This window comes from Streptomyces sp. NPDC058279 (assembly GCF_042881255.1).
In the GTDB taxonomy this organism is placed as follows: domain Bacteria; phylum Actinomycetota; class Actinomycetes; order Streptomycetales; family Streptomycetaceae; genus Streptomyces.
Genome location: NZ_JBHVYA010000001.1, coordinates 413,525 through 430,271, shown reverse-complemented (window position 1 = coordinate 430,271; position 16,747 = coordinate 413,525). Strand labels below are relative to the sequence as shown.

Here is a 16,747-nt window from a genome sequence, read left to right as displayed (position 1 = left end):
TCGCGCTGCCGCGCCTCTTGCCCTGTGTCAGGCTGGAGGGGCAGACCGGCCGGCTGGACCGAACGACCCCGGCAGACCTTGGACACCGCCATGTCTCCACGTCTCTTCCGCTCTTCGCGCAGCCTGCCGTCGGCGCTCGCCGGCGTCTCCCTCGCCGTCCTGTTGACGGCTCCCGGCGCCCTCGCGGCAGGGGCCGGAACCGATCGGCCCGCAACCGGGTCGGCGCCCGCCGCGGCCGTCGCCGACATCCGCGGCGCCACCCTGTCGATACCGGACATCGGCCTCTCCGGGCTGCCCGTCGTCCCGTACGAGGGAAGTCCCGACGACGCGCCGGGCACCCGGATCCAGGACCAGGGGGTGGCCGCGAGCCCGTACGGCCCGGGCGGCGGCGTCGGCCCCGGCGACGTGGGCAACTACATCGTCACCGCGCACCGCAGCGTCGCGGGCGGACCGATGAGCGCCCTGCCGTCGCTGTCCGACGGCTCCTCCGTCTTCGTCACGGCGGGCGGCGTGACGTACCGGTACGTCATCACCTCCACCCGGACGACATCCTTCCGGTCGTCGTCCTCCATGGCGGAACAGCGCGCCCCGGTTCCCGGCTCCAGAGGGACGACCCCTTCCAGCGCCATGATCACCTTGTCCACCTGTCTCACGCCGGAGGACGACGCGGCGGGCAACCACTGGCGCGACGCGCAGGACAACCCCGAACACCGCCTCGACAAGATCGGTGTCCTGGCCGAGACCGGGTCCTGAACCGTCAGGCCGGAGCCAGGTCCCGAACGGTTCTGCCCGTCCGTGTGTCACATCCTCCCGGCGCGGTCCGTCAGGGGAGTGATGAAGCGGCACGGCCCCCACCCGGAGCGACGCATCCGGCGCCTCGGCGCGGGGGTCGACCGAACCGACGGACGGACAGGACCACACGATGCTGACGAATATCATGTACGTGACGCTCCAGGTGGCCGACCAGGACCGCGCGCTGCGCTTCTACACGGAGCAGCTCGGCCTGGAGAAGCGCGTCGACCACACGGGCCCCGACGGACGCTTCCTCACCGTCGGCGTACCCGGCGGCCCCGTGGAGATCCTCCTGTGGCCGCAGGCCGCCGCGGGACAGCCGGCCGACATGCGGGCGGATACGACGGTCGGTCCGGTGTTCCTCGAATCGGACGACCTGCACAAGGACTTCGAGACGCTTCGCGACCGTGGTGTGACCTTCGAGCAGGCCGAGCCCGAGGACTATCCCTTCGGAGTCCGCATCGAGGCGGTGGACCCGGACGGCAACCGGATCGCGCTGCGCCAGCGCCCCCGGGTCCCGGCGAGTGCCGGCTGACCTGAGGAGGGGACCCACCTCGGTACCCCCGGACCCCCGGCCGCAGCCGGGGGTCCGGGAGGGGCCGCGGGACGGGCCGGGGTACGACGGGCAGGCGGGGCGGCCTCCGTCCCGTACCCGTCCGCCGCGCCGGCGGGCTACTTCGGCGTGACCCAGACCTGGCGCTTGTTCGTGTTCGCCGAGTAGAGCTGGACGGCGGTCCCGTTGGCGGTGGAGCCGCCCGTCACGTCGAGGACCTTGCCCGAGGCCACGTGGACGATCTGTCCCTTGGCGTTGACGGACCAGCGCTGCGCCGCGGTGCCGTTGCAGTCGTAGAGGCTGATCTTGTTGCCGTTGGTGCTCGCGTTGTGCGCGTCGTCCAGGCACTTGCCCAGCGCGCGCAGCGTTCCGTCCTTGCCGAGGATCCACGACTGCGCCACGGAACCGTTGCAGGTGTAGAGCTGGATCTGCGTGCCGTTGGCCGCCTTGCCGCCCTTGACGTCCAGGCACTTGGAGCCGATGCCGGTCACCTTGCCCTGCGGCGGCAGCACGGCGCCGCCTCCGGAGGCGAGGAGGCGCAGGCCCTGGACGTCGAACTGCTGGACGTAGGTGCCGGCGCGCTTGTCCTGGTAGGCGTACGCGGGCGAGCACATGACCGGGAACTCGCCGGAGTCGGTGCCCTTGACGCAGTCGCTCTTGTTCATGCTGCGGTTGGCGTGCGTCAGGCCCAGCGTGTGGCCGATCTCGTGGCTGATGTGGTTGCGCATGTACGTCTCGCCCATCGCGGCGGTGGGCTTGCCGGCCGGCGTGAAGAACTCGTCGTCGATGTACGCGTGTCCGCTGGTGGCCGTCTCGGGCAGGGACGAACTGGTGAAGCCGCAGCTGAGGTTCGCCATGCCGGAGCCGTCACGGACCACCTTCCAGCCCGTGCTCCCCATGCTGTCGCCGTCCGGGGGCAGGCACGGGCGGTGGGCGACCCCGATGACGACTTCGCCCCGGGGGCGGGCGTAGTCCCAGCCGACCGGCTTGGTGTCGACGGTGACGGGCAGGTTGGTGATGCGACTCAGGTCGGCGGCGGTCGCCCGCACGTACGGGGCCAACCAGTCCGCGGACTTCTGGTCGTAGAACTTGATGGTGTAGCCGGTCGACAGCCACTTGGTGGCGCTGCTCAGCTTCCACCCGTCGCCCTGGGGAGGCGTGGGCGCGGCGGCCACGGACGACTTCGACGCGGAGCGGGACGCCGGTGCGCCGAGCGACATGACACCGCCCTTGAAGGTCGTTCCGTCGCCGCTGTAAACGGCGGAGTCCTCGGCGTGGGAGTCGACGTCCGCCACGGCCGGCAGCGCCGCCGGGGAGCCGACGGCCTCCGGCGTGGCGTCCTCGGCGGTCTCGGTGCCGAACGCGCTGGAGGTGAGCTGGAGGCTTCCCGCGACCGCGGCGGTGGCCGCCATCGCCGCGAGGATGGATATCCGGTGCTTTCTCGTCAATCGCAAGTGTTCGTTGCCTCTCGTCCCGAATCACCGCCCGTCCCTCTGCGACGGAACGGGCGGCGAGAATCGAACAAATGATAGGCCGTCAGCCCAGTCCTATCGTCACCGGACCGCCCGCCCGGTCGACCCGGGCCGTCCACCGCGATGGCAGCCGCAGCGACCGCGACGGGGACACCGGGCCCGGGAACCGCCGGCGCCACAACAGCCGACCGTCCTGACCTACCGTCACCACCGGAAAAGCCATAGGTGCCCCGGACCGCAGCAGCAGCGGCCGCTCCGCGAGACCGGTGACCCGGTTCGGCGTCACCCAGACCAGGGGTGCCCGCACCACCAGCGGCGGGCCGCACTCCGGCCACCGCGCACCCGACAGACGGGCCAGCACCGCCGTCGCCGCGGCGGCACCCTCCGCGGCGGCGGTGGCCGCGCTCTCGACGCCGTGCAGGGCGTTGCCCACCGCGAAGACACCCGGCGTCGAGGTACGGAACGAGGCGTCCACGCGGGGGCCGCGAGTGCCGGGGTCCAGGGCGACGCCGCCGCGCCGGGCCAGTTCGTGGTCGGGAATCCAGTCGCCGGTGAACACCACCGTGTCGCAGGCGAGAAGGCCCGACCGGCCGTCCGTGTGGCGTACGGACACGCCGGACAGGCGGCCCCGGCCGTGGAGTTCGGCCACCGTCGTCGCCGTGAGCAGCGGAACGCCGGGCACCGCCGTGCCGCGCGGCTGCTCGGTGACCATCGCCACCACCTCCACGCCCGCCCGACGCAGCGCGCGTACCGCGTGCCGGGCCACCGGCTCGGCGCCCGCCACCACCGCCCGTCGGCCGACCGACTGCCCGTACAGGTGCAGGGACTGCTGCAACTCCCCGGTGGTCAGCACCCCCGCCGGACGGGAGCCCGGCACCAGGCGGGCGCTGCGCGGGCGCTCCCGGGCGCCCGTGGCGAGGACGACGGCCCGGGCCGTGATCCGCTCCAGGCCGGCGGGGCTCGTGGTGTCCAAGGACACGGGGCCGGCCCAGCCGGTGGCGGTGACGCCCGTACGGATCGAGGCCCCGGCCCCGACCGCCGCGTCCACCGCCTGCCGCGCGTACGCCGGCCCCCGCAGCCAGGGCCGGGGTGGCCGACCGAACCCGCCGTGGTGGCAGTGGCGCGGTACGCCTCCGCCGTCCTGCTCGCGTTCCAGGACCTCGACCCGCCCCGCGCCCGCACCCGCGAGGCGGGCCGCGAGGGCCAGCCCGGCGGGCCCGGCCCCGACCACCAGGACGTCGACCGTACGGTTCATCGGCGGCCCGCCTCGAACAGCGCGCGGACGGCGGCGCCACAGTGGAAGCCCTGGCAGCGGCCGGCCCGCGCCCGTGTGCGCCGCCGCAGACCGTCCGGCGAGCCGGGCGGGACGGTGGACGCCAGCGCGTCCCGGATCTCCCCGCGCGTCACCCGCTCGCAGTGGCAGACGATCCTGCCGTACTCCGGGTCCGCCGCGATCAGCTCCGCGTCCCGGTACGGCCGGGGGAACGCCTCGCCCAGGTTCGGCATCCGCACCGGCTGCGGCTCCCGCGCGCCCTTCACCGGCAGGCCGCCGTCCGCCAGCAACTCCACCACGTGGGCGGCGATGGCCATGGAGGCGGTCAGGCCCGTCGAACGGATGCCGCCCACGGTGACGTACCGCTGCGCCGGACGGGCGCGGATGGCGTAGTCCTCGCCTCCGGTGGCGGCGCGCAGCCCGGCGTACACGGCGGTGACCTCCTCGTCCAGGAGCGCCGGCAGGATGCGTCGACCTTTCTCCCGCAGCAGCGCGAGCCCTTCGGCGGTCGATCCGGTGGCCGTCTTGTCGTCCAGGTCCTCGGCGGTCGGCCCGAGCAGCACGTTCCCGTACACCGTGGGCGTCACCAGGACCCCCTTGCCGAGCGCGCCGGGCACCGGCAGCAGGATGTGCCGCACCAGAGGGCGCGCGAGTTCGTCGAAGACGATCAACTGGCCGCGCCGGGGCGTCACGGTGAAGTCCGCGTGGCCGAGGAGCCGGTCGACCGCGTCGGCGTACAGGCCCGCGGCGTTGACCAGATGGCGGGTGCGCAGCGGGCCCCGGCTGGTGCCCAGGAGGTGGGGATCGCCCGGAGTCACCGAGGTGACACGGCAGTTGAGGTGAAGGTCGGTGCCCGCGCGCACGGCCTGGGTGGCGTAGGCGAGCGTGGTCGTCCAGGGACAGACGACGGATTCCCCCGGCACGTCGAGCGCCCCCAACACCCCTGGACCGAGCTCCGGTTCGCGGGCCCGTACCTCATCTGCCGGGATGATCCGGGCCGAGCGGTAGCCGTTGCGCACGGCCTTGTCGGCGAGGCCCGGCAGCGCCGCCAGCTGTTCCTCGTCCCATGCCACGAGGAGCGCCCCGAGCGGCTCCACCGGGATGCCGCTGTCGGCGGCGTACGCGGTGAGTCGCCGCTGTCCCTCGCGGACGAGCCGGGATTCCAGGGAGCCGGGCACCGCGTCGAAACCGGTGTGCAGGATGGCGGTGTTGGCTTTCGAGGTGCCGTCGCCGACGTCATCGGCCGCCTCCACCAAGGCGATCCGCAGGGGCAGCCGGGCCAGTTCGCGGGCGATGGCCGAACCGACCACCCCGGCGCCGATCACCGTCACGTCGTACGCCCCGCCGGGTAGCGCTCCGCCCCTGGTGACGCTCATGCCGGGCCGTCGAGCAGGGCCGCCACCGCCGTACGGAAACGGGCGCGGCGCTCCGCGGCCTCCCCGGCGCCGGCCCTCGGTTCGTAGACGGCGAACGGCTTCCACTCCGGGACGGCCTCCCGGACGGTGAGCGTCCGATCGAGCCCCAGCCGGGCCACCGCGCCGACGCCGAGCGCGGTGGCGTCCGGCAGCGCCGACACCTCGACGGGGATCCCGAGCAGGTCCGCCTGGGCCTGCATGAGCAGCGCGGACCGGGTCAGACCGCCGTCGACGCGCAGCGTGGTGAGCGGCGCCCCCAGATCACCGGCGACCGCGTCCGCGAGCTCCGCCACCTGCGCGGCGATGCCGTCGCACAGGGCGCGCACCAGGTGCCCGGCCGTCGTGTCGAGGCCGAGACCGGTGACCGAGCCCCGCAGATCGCCCCGCCACCAGGGGGCGGCGAGCCCGGCGAGCGCCGGGACGAAGGTGACGCCGCCCGCGTCCGGGACGCCGCCGCCCACGACGTCGATGTCCTCGGCACCGGAGATCACGCCGAGATCGGTCAGCCAGCGGACGGCGGAGGCGGCGGTGTACACCTGCCCGTCCAGGCAGTAACTGGTGCGACCGGCGAGCCGCCACGCGACACAGCCGACCAGCCCCGAGGCGCTGCGGCGGGGGAGCGGGCCGGTCTGCGCCAGCAGGAACGCCCCGGTGCCGTAGGTGCACTTGGCGGTGCCGGGCTCGGTGGCGCGCTGGGCGAGCAGGGCCGCCTGTTGGTCGACGAGCAGCCCGGTCAGCGGCAGCGCGGGCCCGAAGGCGGTGGTGGTACCGACCCGGGTGTCGGCGTCGACGATCTCGGGCAGCCGCTCGTCGGCGAGGCCGAAGGCGTCGAGCGCCGCGGGCGACCAGTCCACGGTGTCGAGGTCGAGCAACTGGGTGCGGCCCGCTGTCGCCGCGTCGGTCACGAATGCCCCGGTGAGGCGGTGGGTCAGCCACGCGTCGCTGGTCGTGACGACGCCGTCCCGGGTGAGGTGGCGGCGTATCCAGGCCATCTTGGGCGCGGCGAAATAGGGGTCCAGCGGCAGGCCGGTCGTCTCCCGCAACCACGTCTCGTGCGCGGCCAGTTCGGTGCAGAGCGGTGCGGCGCGCCGGTCCTGCCAGACGATCGCGTCGGTCAGCGGTTCACCGCTCGCCGGGTCCCAGGCGAGAACGGTCTCGCCCTGGTTGGCCAGGCCCACGGCGACGACCGGCTCACCGGCCGCCGCCAACGCCGCCCGTCCGGCGTCGACGACCGAGTCCAGCAGCGCGCGGGGGTCGACCTCCACCCGGCCGCCCGGCAGGTACCGGGGGCGTACGTCCGCGGACCCCGAGCCGATGACCCCGCGGACCGGACAGACGACGAGGGCCTTGGTTCCCGAGGTGCCCTGATCGACCGCGAGCACCGGGCCCGTCATCACCACTCCGTCCCTGGTGTCGGCGTCTTGATCGTCGGATCGTCGCTCGGAAGCCTCCATCAGCGGACGGCGCTCGTCAAGATCCACCCGGGGTCGGCGCCGGCGCTGACGCGAAGTCATCGGTAGCTCATGGCCGGTTAGTTGCGTTCGAACAAGAATCTGGATGCGTAACCGTCCGGTCGCCCTATAGTGATCGCCGATCAACGGGAAGGACGCCGACCGCGGGTCAACGCCGGGGGCGGGGAGCGCACTTGCATCCGGCCCTCGCGATCCACGGCACGGCACGGTCGTGGCGCCGCAGCCGGGCGCCGGCGCCGGACGGACCCACTCTCTACGCGATCCGAGGACTGATGACCACGACCATCGCAGGACGCGCCCGCCCGGGCCGCCCGTCGACCGGGACGAGATGATGGCGGCCGGCGACTTCCGGCCCGTCTACCACCCCGCCGGCCACGACAACGAGCTGCGCGTCGCCGTGCAGGACCTGCGCACCGGCCGCTGGGTGTCGATGGCGCGCCTGCTGGAACGGACCGACGGCTGGGGGCTGTGGACCCAGCGCACCCAGGTCCTCGCCGCGGTCGCCGCCGGATCCGACGTGGTCCAGGCCTGGCGCACCGAGGAACCGCACAACGTCGCCGCGACCGTGATGCACACCCGCGTCACCGTCGAACGGGCCGTTCGCGCCCACCGCGCCGGGCACCCCCGCACCCACGAACTGTGGCAGGAAGCCTGGAGCGCCTGCCGGGACACCGCCGGCCTCAGCCCTGCCGACCCCGTGCCGTGGGTCTGCCTGCTCGCCCTCGCGCCCCTCGACGAACAGCGCCGGATGGACGAGCACCGGCTCGCGCCGCCCGGCCCGATGCTCCCCACCGGCCCCTGGGGCCTCCTCGCCGAGGCCGACAAGCGCGACCCGCACAACCGCGAGGCGTACCACCGGATGCTCCAGTTCGTGTACGCGGGAAACCCCGGACCGCTCGCCGAGGCCACCAACTTCGTGCACTGGGCCGCCGGTTCCGCGCCGCCCGGGTCCGCCGCCCACGTCCTGCCGCTCTACGTGCGCGTCGAGCGCTACCGGCGCGAACGCGGCCAGGAGCGGGCCCTCGACCTGCATTGGGTCGCCGAGGAATCCGTCCGCGACGCCGGCCACGCCCTGGACCGCTGGTTCGACCACGTCGAGCCCCGGCACGCCTCCCCGCTCGATCTGAACCACCTCGCCCACGCCCTGTGGGGAGCCCTCCGGTTCGAGGAGGCGACCCGCGTCTTCGACGCGATCGGCCCCTACTGGACCCCGTTGCCCTGGGCCTACCGGACCCGCTCCCCGGCCGATCAGGAACTGGCCGAGGAGGTGTTCCTGCAGGCCAGGTCCCGCAGCCTGGCCGGCCGGGACTGACTGCTCCCCCCCGCCCCGCCCACCCCCCTTCACCCCCCGCTCACCGTCCCCGTGCCCCACCACCCACCCGGAGGTACCACCATGTCCCGAACCGCATGGGCAGCCAACCAGGGCCGCAACGCCCCAAGCCCGCAGGACGAGGAGGAACGGCTCAGAGAACTCGGCTACCAGCCCGTGCTGGCCCGTCGGATGGGCGGCTTCGGCAACTTCGCCATCAGCTTCTCCGTCATATCCGTCCTCTCCGGCTGCATGACCCTCTACGGCTTCGGGCTCGGCACCGGCGGTCCGGCCGTCATGCTCTGGGGCTGGGCCGGCGTCGGCCTCTTCGTGCTGTGCGTGGGTCTCGCCCTGGCCGAGGTGACCAGCGCCTACCCCACCTCGGGGGCGCTCTACTACATGGCCGACCGGCTCGGCGGACGCCGCTGGGGCTGGTACACGGGCTGGCTGAACCTGCTCGGCCTGCTCGGCGCGATCGCCGGGATCGACTACGGCGCCGCCCTGTTCACCGGAGCCTTCCTCAACCTCCAGTTCGGCTTCGTGCCCACCGCCGGATCGACCTTCCTGATCTTCCTGTGCATCCTGCTGCTGCACGCCGCGCTCAACCTCTTCGGCGTCCGGCTCGTCAGCGTGCTCAACTCCGTCAGCGTCTGGTGGCACCTGGGCGGCGTCGCCCTGATCGTCGGCGCCCTCGCCATCGTCCCCGACCACCACCAGTCGCCCTCGTTCGTCTTCACCGAGTTCGTCAACGACACCGGCTGGACCAACCCGCTGTACGTGGCAGCGATCGGTCTGCTGCTCGCCCAGTACACCTTCTCCGGCTACGACGCCTCCGCGCACCTCTCGGAGGAGACGTCGAACGCGTCCGTCGCCGCCGCCAGGGGCATCGTCCGGTCCATCTGGGTCTCCTGGATCGCCGGATTCGCCCTCCTCGCCGGCCTCACCTTCGCCATTCAGGACTACGCGGCCGTCCAGGACAGCACCACCGGCGTCCCGCCCGCCCAGATCTTCCTCGACGCCCTCGGCTCCGGGGGCGCGAGCGCCCTGCTCCTCGTCGTCATCGTCGCGCAACTCTTCTGCGGCAACGCCGAGGTGGCAGCCGCGAGCCGGATGGTCTTCGCGTTCAGCCGCGACAACGCCCTGCCCGGCTCCGCCCTGTGGCGCAAGGTAAGCGGCCGTACCCAGACGCCGGTCCCCGCCGTCTGGCTGTCGGTCGTCGTCGCCGGGGTGCTCGCGCTGCCGTCGCTCTGGTCCGCCACCGCCTACGGCGCCGTGACCGCCATCAACGTCATCGGCATCACGCCCGCCTACGCGATCCCGATCTACCTGCGGCTGCGCGCCGGCAAGCGGTTCCAGCCCGGCCCGTGGAGCCTGGGGCGCTGGAGCAGGCCGATCGGCTGGACGGCCGTCGTCTGGGTCGCGGTCGTCACCGTCCTGTTCTGCCTGCCGCAGAAGTCGCCGGTCACCATCGACTCCATGAACTACGCGGTGTACGCACTGGCGGTCGTCCTGATCCTCGCCAGCGTGTGGTGGTCCGTCGCCCGACGCTCCTACGGGACCCCGGCGGCCTACGGGAACGCCCGCGAGCAGGCGGAGATCGCCGAAGGCATCGTCTGATCCCCCCCCCGTCGCCGACCTGCCCCTGCCCGCCCGGCCCGCCGGGCGGGCGCACACGTTCCCGGGGACTGCTGACATGTGCCGGCGCGGCGTGGACAATCGGGGAAACGACGTCGGGGGGCGCTGATGGGCCGGGCACTGCGGTGGGGCACGGGGATACTGCTGGCGGGGCTCGCGCTCTGGTACGGCTCGTACTACACGACGATCGTGGTCTGGGAACTCCGCAAGCTCCTCGCCTGGTTGGCCGCCCCGCTGCTGGTCGCGGTCGCCGCCGGGGCGCTGTGGTCGGCGGTGAGGCTGCTGCGCGGGAAGGCGGGGCGCGGGAAGCGGCGCGACGGGGGCGGGGGAGTCGCGGTGGTGGCCCTCGCCTGGGCAGGCGGCGTCCTCGGGCTCGGCATCGGGATCTGGTGGCTGGTGTACGGCGCGTACCTCCAGGACCGCGCGTACATGCAGGACGTCCGGATCGTGTCCGAGCCGGTACCCGAACTGACGCCCCGCGCCCCCTACCTCGTCGGAAAGGCGCAGGCGGCCCCGCATCTGGGCGATGTCACCGGTGAGATCTCCGACGTGACCTACCTGCCCGACGCGGACCGGTTCGCGACCCTGGTCGAGCGGAGCGGCTGGCTGGCCGGGTACGAGGTCGGCCTGGTGCAGGAGATCCCCCTCGGTGGCAACAGCCGCAACCAGCAGCGCTGCGCGTTCGACGTGGACCGGGCCGACGCCCGGATAGGCGGCTGGTTCACCCACAACCTCGGCCGGAAGATCTCGGCACAGAAGCGTGGGGTGCGCTTCGAGGCGTCCGACGCCTACGTGACCTGCTCGGGGGACACCCCGATCGTGGTCGTCCCGCTCAAGCGGCAGACCGGCCTCTTCGTGGTGACCGAACGCCCGGCCGGGGTGGCGCTCTACGACGGGCGGACCGGGAAGGTCACGATCACCACCGACACGACCGGGGTGCCCGGCCCGTCCTATCCGCTGAGCCTCGCCGCCCGGCAGCGGGAGGCGACGGCCGCGGTCGGCGGCTTCAGCGACTGGTGGTTCGAACGCAGCGGCTGGGACGCCTCCGAGGACGGCGCCAACGAGGGCAACGACTCGGAGTTCACCCTCCGCTACCGCGACGCGAGCGGCAACAGCGCGTACGTCACCCCCCTCACACCGCAGGGGCAGGCCAGTTCGGTCGTGGCGGTGTCGACGGTCCCCACCCGCCACCAGGGCGGCGGCCTCGCCCCGCTGACCGTCCACCGGCTCGATCCCACGTGGTCGTCGCCGAAGGCACTGGTCGAGCTGGTCAAGGCCGAGTACCGGGACGTCTGCTGCTACAACGAGGACCGGGTGTTCGAGGTCGTCCCCACCGGCGGCAGCACCTGGACGGCCACCATCGGCAGCGAACAGAACATCCGTTACCGCGTGGAGGGCCGGGGCCAGGTGGGCGGGCGCGAGGCGACCTGCCTCAAAGCCGCCGACGGCACGCTCATCCGGTGCGCGTACGCGGCCCCCGGATCACCGGAGGAGGCCGAGCTCCAACGCCGGGAGCAGGAGAAACAGAAGCCGAAGGAGAACGGCACGGCGCCACCCGGCCAGGTCGACCTGGGCGGGTACACGCCCGAGCAACTCGCCGAGCTCCAGAAGCGCTTGTCCGACGAGTTCGTCCGCCGCCTCAAGAACGGCGGCACCTGACCTCGCCGGGCGCCCACGCGACAGTGGGCATGTCCGAAAGTGTGCGGGTGTTGTCGTTCCGGACCATCGCGGCCGCGTCCGGTCCCCGGCGAGACTGGAGCCCTCAGCACATCGAGAACGGGGACATCATGAGTACGACGGCTGCGGTAGTGGTGTACGGGGCGACGGGTCACACCGGTCGGTTCGTCGTCGCGGAACTGCGCAGGCACGGTTTCGCCACCATCGTCTCCGGCCGTGACGCGGCCCGGCTGGAGCGGCTGGCCGTCGAATGGCCGGACGTGGTGGTACGACCGGCCGCCGTGGACGACCCGGCCTCGTTGGACCGGGCCCTCGCCGGCGCTGCGGCGGTCGTCAACTGCGCCGGACCGTTCGCGGTCACCGCGGGCCCCGTCGTCGAGGCGGCCCTGCGCGCCGGCGTTCCGTACGTCGACGTGGCGGCGGAGATCGAGGCCAACGCGTCGATGTTCGCCGACCACGCGGAAGCGGCCCGGAAGGCCGGCACGCCCGTGGTGCCGGCGATGGCCTTCTACGGCGGACTGGGCGACCTGCTGGTGACCGCCGCGCTGGGGGACTGGCACGCCGCGGACGAGGTGCACGTCGCGTACGGGCTGAGCAGTTGGCACCCCACGCCGGGTACCCGGGAGGCCGGCCAGGTCTCCCATGAACGCCGCGGAGGCCGCCGGGTGCGGTTCGCGGACGGCGCGCTCCGGTACCACGACGACGAGCCGGTGGAGCAGGAGTGGCACTTTCCGGAGCCGCTGGGTCGGCGGTCGGTGCTCGCGGAGTTCACCATGGCGGACGTGGTCACCGTCCCCAGCCACCTTTCCGTGCCCGCGGTCCGCACGTACATGACCGTGGAGGCCGCCCGGGACCTGGCCGGGCAGGACACGCCGGCACCGCGGCCGGTCGACGACCTGGGGCGGTCGGACCAGACGTTCGTGGTGGACGTCCTGGTCCGCGCGGGCGGCGTCGAGCGCCGCGCCTCGGCCCGGGGCCGGGACATCTACGCGGTCACCGCGCCGCTGGCGGTGGAGGCCGTACGGCGCCTCCTCGACGGGCGCACCCGCACGACGGGTCTGGCCTCGGCCGGCGCGATGTTCGACGCGGCGGACTTCCTCCGGGCCCTTGACGGACAACTGTCCGTGGAGCTGCCGGACTTCTAGACGGAGGTGCCCGCCTCGCGAGCGGCCGCCGTGATCGTGCATCTAGTCTGGTGCCGGCAGAGGGCCATGTGACGAGCGGTTGCGAAACGGAGTGTGCGGTGCCGACGGGGGAGACGAACGATGAGTTGGTCGGCAGGACGCTCGGGGGACGCTACCGGGTGACGGCGATGATCGGCCGGGGCGGAATGGGCGTGGTAGCCCGGGCCCAGGACACGCTGCTGGGCCGTGAGGTCGCCGTCAAGGTCCTGCGCGCGTACACCGACGCGGGCGGCCCCGAACTCGCCGACCTGCGCGCGAGGATGCAACGCGAGGCGCAGGCCGCGGCCCGGATCCGGCACGAGGGCGTGGTCACCGTGCACGACGTGACCTCGGAACAGGGCCTGCCCGTCATCGTGATGGAGCTCGTCGAGGGGCCTTCCCTCGACGACGTCCTGACCGAGCGGGGCCCACTGGACCCGTACGAGGCGGCGGCGATCGGCGCCAAGCTGATGGACGCCCTCGATGCCGCGCACCGCGCGGGGGTGCTGCACCGGGATGTGAAGCCGGGCAACGTGCTGCTGGAGCACGGCGGCCGGGTCGTGCTGACCGACTTCGGCATCGCCACCATGGAAGGCCCGGGCGACGAGTCACTCGCCAAACTGACCCGCCACGGTGAACTCGTCGGTTCCCTGGACTACCTGCCGCCCGAACGCGCGCAGGGGCAGGAGCCCGGGCCGGCCTCCGACATCTGGTCGCTCGGCATGACGCTGTACGCGGCGGTGGAGGGCACGTCACCGTTCCGCCGCACCTCGGTGTGGTCCACCCTGTCGGCGATCGTCGCCGACCCGCTGCCCGAGCCGCGCCGGGCGGGACCGCTCGGCCCGGTGCTCCGGGCGCTCATGGCGAAGGACCCCGCCCACCGCCCCACGGCTGAGCGGGCGCGCACGCTGCTGTCGGAGGTGGCCGAGAGCCCCGGGACACGGGGCGTCCCGTCGCCGGCCACGGCCGTCGTGGCGGCACCGGCGCACCCGTCCGTCGGGGCGCCGGCCCCCGCCGCTCCCGCCTTCGGCCCGGCGCCGGACTTCGCTCCGGCGCCCGCCTTCGGCCCCGCTCCCGGCCCCGCTCCGGCGGCCGACTTCGGCCCGGCTCCCGCCTTTCGCCCGGCTCCGCACCCCGGTCACGCACCGGTCGCCGGGCCACCCGTGACCCCGCCGCGGGGGCATTCGTCGGGCGGCTCCGCACGGGGACGCGGCCGTGCCCTCATCGCGGTGGCCGCGGCGGTCGCCGTACTCGGCGCGGGCGGCATCGCGTACGCCCTCACCGGCGGCCACGGTGGCGGGAAGGGCGGCCGGGCCCCGGCGGCGCTGCCCGCGGACACCCTCTCGGCGGGCGGCGACGGGCCGACGACGGCGCCGGGCGCGACCCCCTCCCGTACCGGCGGGAAGCGGTCGGCCAAGCCCTCGCCGGCGGGCACGGCCGGTGCCCGCGGGGCGAGCCCGAGCGCGTGGGCGACCGCGGCCCGCCCCGGCCCCGTACCGACGGGCTGCGCCGGTTGGAGCCACAAGGACGCCGCCCCGGGCAGCTACGCCTACATGGCCGGCGACTACCACCTGGAGACCGGGCCCTACCAGACCTGCCCCGCCGTCACCCTGGCGAAGTCCGGTACCAAGGTCTGGTACCACTGTTACGTCGTCAACGCGCACGGCAACAAGTGGACCTACGTCCGCATCGAGGGCACGAACACCGCCGGCTGGATGTCCAACGACAACCTCACCCGTCAGAAGGGCTCCTCGCCTCCCTGCTGACCGCTGCCCGACATTCCGTGCGGCCCGCGGCCGAGGCAGGAGGTCAGTCGCGGCCGATGCGGTTGCCGATCCATTCCAGCGCGGGCGGGATCTCCCGGCGCCAGGTGGCGAAGTTGTGGCCGCCGTGGTCCAGAGTGATCGACGAGACGCGGGCGGGAGCCTTCACCTTCTCGATGAACTTCCGCGTGGGCTTGTAGTTCGCCTCCCCCTGAGTGGAGGTCGTCACGAGGAAGGACGTCTTGCCCTGCGGCAGGTGGTCCAGGCTCCACAGCAGGTCAGAGCGGCGCTCCTCGGCACTGTTGCCGTGGAAGAGGTCACCCGAGTACCCGTCCACCTCCGGGGCGTAGTCCGCCGACAGGCCCACCCCGGCCGCGTAGCTCTCCGGGTGCTGGAGGGCGAGCTTCAACGCGCAATAGCCTCCGGTGGAGTCCCCCATCACGGCCCAGCCGCGGGCGGTGGCCCCGCTGCGGTGGGGGGCGGTGCGGTAGGTGACGGACACCGCGTTCGGGAGGTCGGTGGCGAAGAAGGTCTCGCTGCGCGGGCCGCCCGGGACGTCCACGCACTGGGTGTTGCGCGCCGATTCGGTGGTCGGCCGCAGCATGACCAGGATCATCGGCCGCGCCTTCTTCTCCTTGACGAGGGCCCAGGCCTTCTTCGGGTAGTCCAGCCCCTTGATCAGGTTCTCCGCCATGCCCGGGAACCCGGTGAGGACGACGGTCGTCGGGAACGTCCGGTCCTCGTTGCCCTTTTGGAAGTACTCGGGCGGCAGGTACACGTACGCGGGGACGTCGACCGCGGAGCGGGCGCCGTGCACCATGACCTTCTCGATCACGCCGGCCACCTGGGGCGGCCCGCCGCCGGGCGTCCCGGTCTGCTGCCGGCCGAGGACCCGTACGGGCTTGTCGGCGGCGTCCCGAGCGGGTGGCGGCGCCGGCTGCGAGTGGCCCGCCAGTTCGGCCCAGGATCCGTAGAGCAGGAACGTGCGGTTCGCGACGAGCCCGACCGTGGCCAGGAGCAGCACCTGTATCAGGCAGAGCAACCCCACCCGGCCCACCACCCGTCTCCAGCCCCGCCCCCCGAGGCGAGGCCACCACCGGATCGCGGCGGCGAACGTGAGGGCGAGAACCAGTACGGCGAGGAGCAGGGGGGTGGCGCTTGTCAGACTCACGGGTCGGTAAAGCCTCTGCGTCGTATCGGAACGGGCCGCCGCGGGCGTCCCGGTCGCAGCCGGTTTCGGCGCGCGTCAGCTTAGACAGGCTTACCCGTCGATCCGTTCCACGCCGGGCCACCTCGGCGCCCGCGATTCGGCCCGCCCGCCGTCCGGGCAGCCGAGAGGCGTTGACTTCGCGAGGTGTGAGTGGTTGGGTACTCACATGAAGAGCGAACGTCCCCGTCAGCTGTCGACCGCCGAAGAGCGCCGCGAGACGGTGCTGCGCACCGCCATCGGAGCCTTCGCGGCCCGCGGGTACTGGGGCACCACCACCTCCGAGGTGGCCAAGGCGGCCGGCATCTCGCAGGCGTACGTCTACCGTCTGTTCCCGAACAAGGAGCTGCTGTTCACGGCGGTGGTCGAGCACTGCTTCGTGCAGGTGCGGGCCGGTCTGGAGCGGGCCGCGGCCGATGCCGAGGGCAGTGCGCCGGAGGTGGTCCTCAAGGCCATGGGGGACGCTTACGCCCGACTGATCAGCGACAACGACCTGATGTTGATCCAGCTCCACGCCCAGGCGGCGGCCGTGTCCGAGCCCGCCGTCCGCGAGGCGGTCCGGCGGGGCTATGCCCGACTGGTGGAGTACGTACGCGCGTCCGGAGGGACGCGGGCGCAGGTGCAGGAGTTCTTCGCGCGCGGCATGCTGTGCCACCTCATCGTCTCCATGGGCGCCGACGAGGTGGACGCCCCCTGGACGCGGACGCTGGCGGCCGGTATCAGACACTACTGACGTCGGCCCGGCGGGCAAGGACCGACGGAACCGCAGGGCGGGGCGCTTGGCCCAGCCTTCTTCAGGCCCAAGGAGTGAGTGGTCAACCACACACCATTTGGCCGAGCAACCGAAAGGAACCACGAGCAGAACGGCGACCACGTCACCGTCCGGACCGAGGAGTCCTGGAGCGGTGCGCCCGTCCTCACCGCCGCCGAACAGCTCCGTGACGCCCTGCACCAGTCGCTGAACAGCCGGCTCGCCTCCCTCAAGGCCGCCGCCGAGCACGCCCGCTGACACCCAC

14 protein-coding genes are annotated in these 16,747 nt (G+C 73.2%); 9 read left to right on the top strand and 5 right to left on the bottom strand.

Annotation, left to right across the window (positions count from 1 at the left end; translation table 11 throughout):
• Nucleotides 1–90 precede the first annotated feature (90 nt).
• Together ACFVXJ_RS02055 and ACFVXJ_RS02050 are read left to right on the top strand one after the other, a co-directional pair.
• Entirely contained in the window at nt 91–753 is a 663-nt protein-coding gene (locus tag ACFVXJ_RS02055) for a sortase domain-bontaining protein (protein ID WP_389657101.1), read from the top strand.
• Nucleotides 754–922: 169 nt separating this feature from the next.
• Complete coding sequence (locus ACFVXJ_RS02050; protein ID WP_389657098.1) at nt 923–1,327, top strand: VOC family protein; 405 nt, start codon at nt 923–925, stop codon at nt 1,325–1,327.
• A 137-nt stretch (nt 1,328–1,464) separates the two neighbouring features.
• On the opposite strand, the gene ACFVXJ_RS02045 is transcribed toward ACFVXJ_RS02050, so the two are convergent.
• The 4 genes from ACFVXJ_RS02045 to ACFVXJ_RS02030 form a co-directional block, all read right to left on the bottom strand.
• A complete protein-coding gene (locus ACFVXJ_RS02045) occupies nt 1,465–2,757 on the bottom strand; it encodes a ricin-type beta-trefoil lectin domain protein (RefSeq protein ID WP_389657095.1) in 1,293 nt (430 codons plus the stop codon).
• A gap of 124 nt (nt 2,758–2,881) precedes the next feature.
• Nucleotides 2,882–4,072, bottom strand: coding sequence for an NAD(P)/FAD-dependent oxidoreductase (locus tag ACFVXJ_RS02040; protein ID WP_389657092.1), 1,191 nt, complete (start codon nt 4,070–4,072; stop codon nt 2,882–2,884).
• Entirely contained in the window at nt 4,069–5,466 is a 1,398-nt protein-coding gene (locus tag ACFVXJ_RS02035) for an FAD-dependent oxidoreductase (RefSeq protein WP_389657089.1), read from the bottom strand. The genes ACFVXJ_RS02040 and ACFVXJ_RS02035 overlap by 4 nt, the downstream gene beginning before the upstream one ends.
• Complete coding sequence (locus ACFVXJ_RS02030) at nt 5,463–6,899, bottom strand: FGGY family carbohydrate kinase (protein ID WP_389657086.1); 1,437 nt, start codon at nt 6,897–6,899, stop codon at nt 5,463–5,465. Before ACFVXJ_RS02030 ends, ACFVXJ_RS02035 begins: the two co-directional genes overlap by 4 nt.
• Before the next feature lie 409 nt (nt 6,900–7,308).
• Here ACFVXJ_RS02030 and ACFVXJ_RS02025 point away from each other — a divergent pair, with 409 nt between their 5' ends.
• The 5 genes from ACFVXJ_RS02025 (at nt 7,309) to ACFVXJ_RS02005 (ending at nt 14,527) form a co-directional block, all read left to right on the top strand.
• Nucleotides 7,309–8,289 carry a hypothetical protein gene (locus tag ACFVXJ_RS02025; protein ID WP_389658574.1) on the top strand — a complete coding sequence of 327 codons (981 nt, stop codon included), beginning with the start codon at nt 7,309–7,311 and terminating at the stop codon, nt 8,287–8,289.
• Between the two features lie 81 nt (nt 8,290–8,370).
• Nucleotides 8,371–9,903, top strand: coding sequence for an amino acid permease (locus ACFVXJ_RS02020; protein WP_389657083.1), 1,533 nt, complete (start codon nt 8,371–8,373; stop codon nt 9,901–9,903).
• 126 nt (nt 9,904–10,029) lie between these two features.
• A complete protein-coding gene (locus ACFVXJ_RS02015) occupies nt 10,030–11,580 on the top strand; it encodes a hypothetical protein (RefSeq protein WP_389657080.1) in 1,551 nt (516 codons plus the stop codon).
• Nucleotides 11,581–11,708: 128 nt separating this feature from the next.
• Nucleotides 11,709–12,743, top strand: coding sequence for a saccharopine dehydrogenase family protein (locus ACFVXJ_RS02010; protein WP_389657077.1), 1,035 nt, complete (start codon nt 11,709–11,711; stop codon nt 12,741–12,743).
• A 98-nt stretch (nt 12,744–12,841) separates the two neighbouring features.
• Nucleotides 12,842–14,527 (top strand): protein kinase, encoded by a 1,686-nt coding sequence (locus tag ACFVXJ_RS02005; protein WP_389657074.1) that lies wholly within the window; start codon nt 12,842–12,844, stop codon nt 14,525–14,527.
• Between the two features lie 43 nt (nt 14,528–14,570).
• Here ACFVXJ_RS02005 and ACFVXJ_RS02000 read toward each other — a convergent pair whose 3' ends face one another.
• Nucleotides 14,571–15,695 (bottom strand): alpha/beta hydrolase, encoded by a 1,125-nt coding sequence (locus ACFVXJ_RS02000; RefSeq protein ID WP_389657071.1) that lies wholly within the window; start codon nt 15,693–15,695, stop codon nt 14,571–14,573.
• 205 nt (nt 15,696–15,900) lie between these two features.
• Here ACFVXJ_RS02000 and ACFVXJ_RS01995 point away from each other — a divergent pair, with 205 nt between their 5' ends.
• Nucleotides 15,901–16,464, top strand: a complete 564-nt coding sequence (locus ACFVXJ_RS01995; RefSeq protein ID WP_389657068.1) for a TetR/AcrR family transcriptional regulator — start codon at nt 15,901–15,903, stop codon at nt 16,462–16,464.
• 78 nt (nt 16,465–16,542) lie between these two features.
• The gene (locus tag ACFVXJ_RS01990) at nt 16,543–16,740 is read left to right on the top strand and encodes a hypothetical protein (protein WP_389657065.1); all 198 of its coding nucleotides are present in this window, start codon (nt 16,543–16,545) and stop codon (nt 16,738–16,740) included.
• Nucleotides 16,741–16,747 lie beyond the last annotated feature (7 nt).

Bases quoted from the DNA above. Each gene is read 5' to 3' on its own strand.
- ACFVXJ_RS02055 (WP_389657101.1), top strand. From the start codon at position 91: ATGTCTCCACGTCTCTTCCGCTCTTCGCGCAGCCTGCCGTCGGCGCTC.
- ACFVXJ_RS02050 (WP_389657098.1), top strand. From the start codon at position 923: ATGCTGACGAATATCATGTACGTGACGCTCCAGGTGGCCGACCAGGAC.
- ACFVXJ_RS02045 (WP_389657095.1), bottom strand. From the start codon at position 2,757: ATGGCGGCCACCGCCGCGGTCGCGGGAAGCCTCCAGCTCACCTCCAGC.
- ACFVXJ_RS02040 (WP_389657092.1), bottom strand. From the start codon at position 4,072: ATGAACCGTACGGTCGACGTCCTGGTGGTCGGGGCCGGGCCCGCCGGG.
- ACFVXJ_RS02035 (WP_389657089.1), bottom strand. From the start codon at position 5,466: ATGAGCGTCACCAGGGGCGGAGCGCTACCCGGCGGGGCGTACGACGTG.
- ACFVXJ_RS02030 (WP_389657086.1), bottom strand. From the start codon at position 6,899: ATGACGGGCCCGGTGCTCGCGGTCGATCAGGGCACCTCGGGAACCAAG.
- ACFVXJ_RS02025 (WP_389658574.1), top strand. From the start codon at position 7,309: ATGGCGGCCGGCGACTTCCGGCCCGTCTACCACCCCGCCGGCCACGAC.
- ACFVXJ_RS02020 (WP_389657083.1), top strand. From the start codon at position 8,371: ATGTCCCGAACCGCATGGGCAGCCAACCAGGGCCGCAACGCCCCAAGC.
- ACFVXJ_RS02015 (WP_389657080.1), top strand. From the start codon at position 10,030: ATGGGCCGGGCACTGCGGTGGGGCACGGGGATACTGCTGGCGGGGCTC.
- ACFVXJ_RS02010 (WP_389657077.1), top strand. From the start codon at position 11,709: ATGAGTACGACGGCTGCGGTAGTGGTGTACGGGGCGACGGGTCACACC.
- ACFVXJ_RS01995 (WP_389657068.1), top strand. From the start codon at position 15,901: ATGAAGAGCGAACGTCCCCGTCAGCTGTCGACCGCCGAAGAGCGCCGC.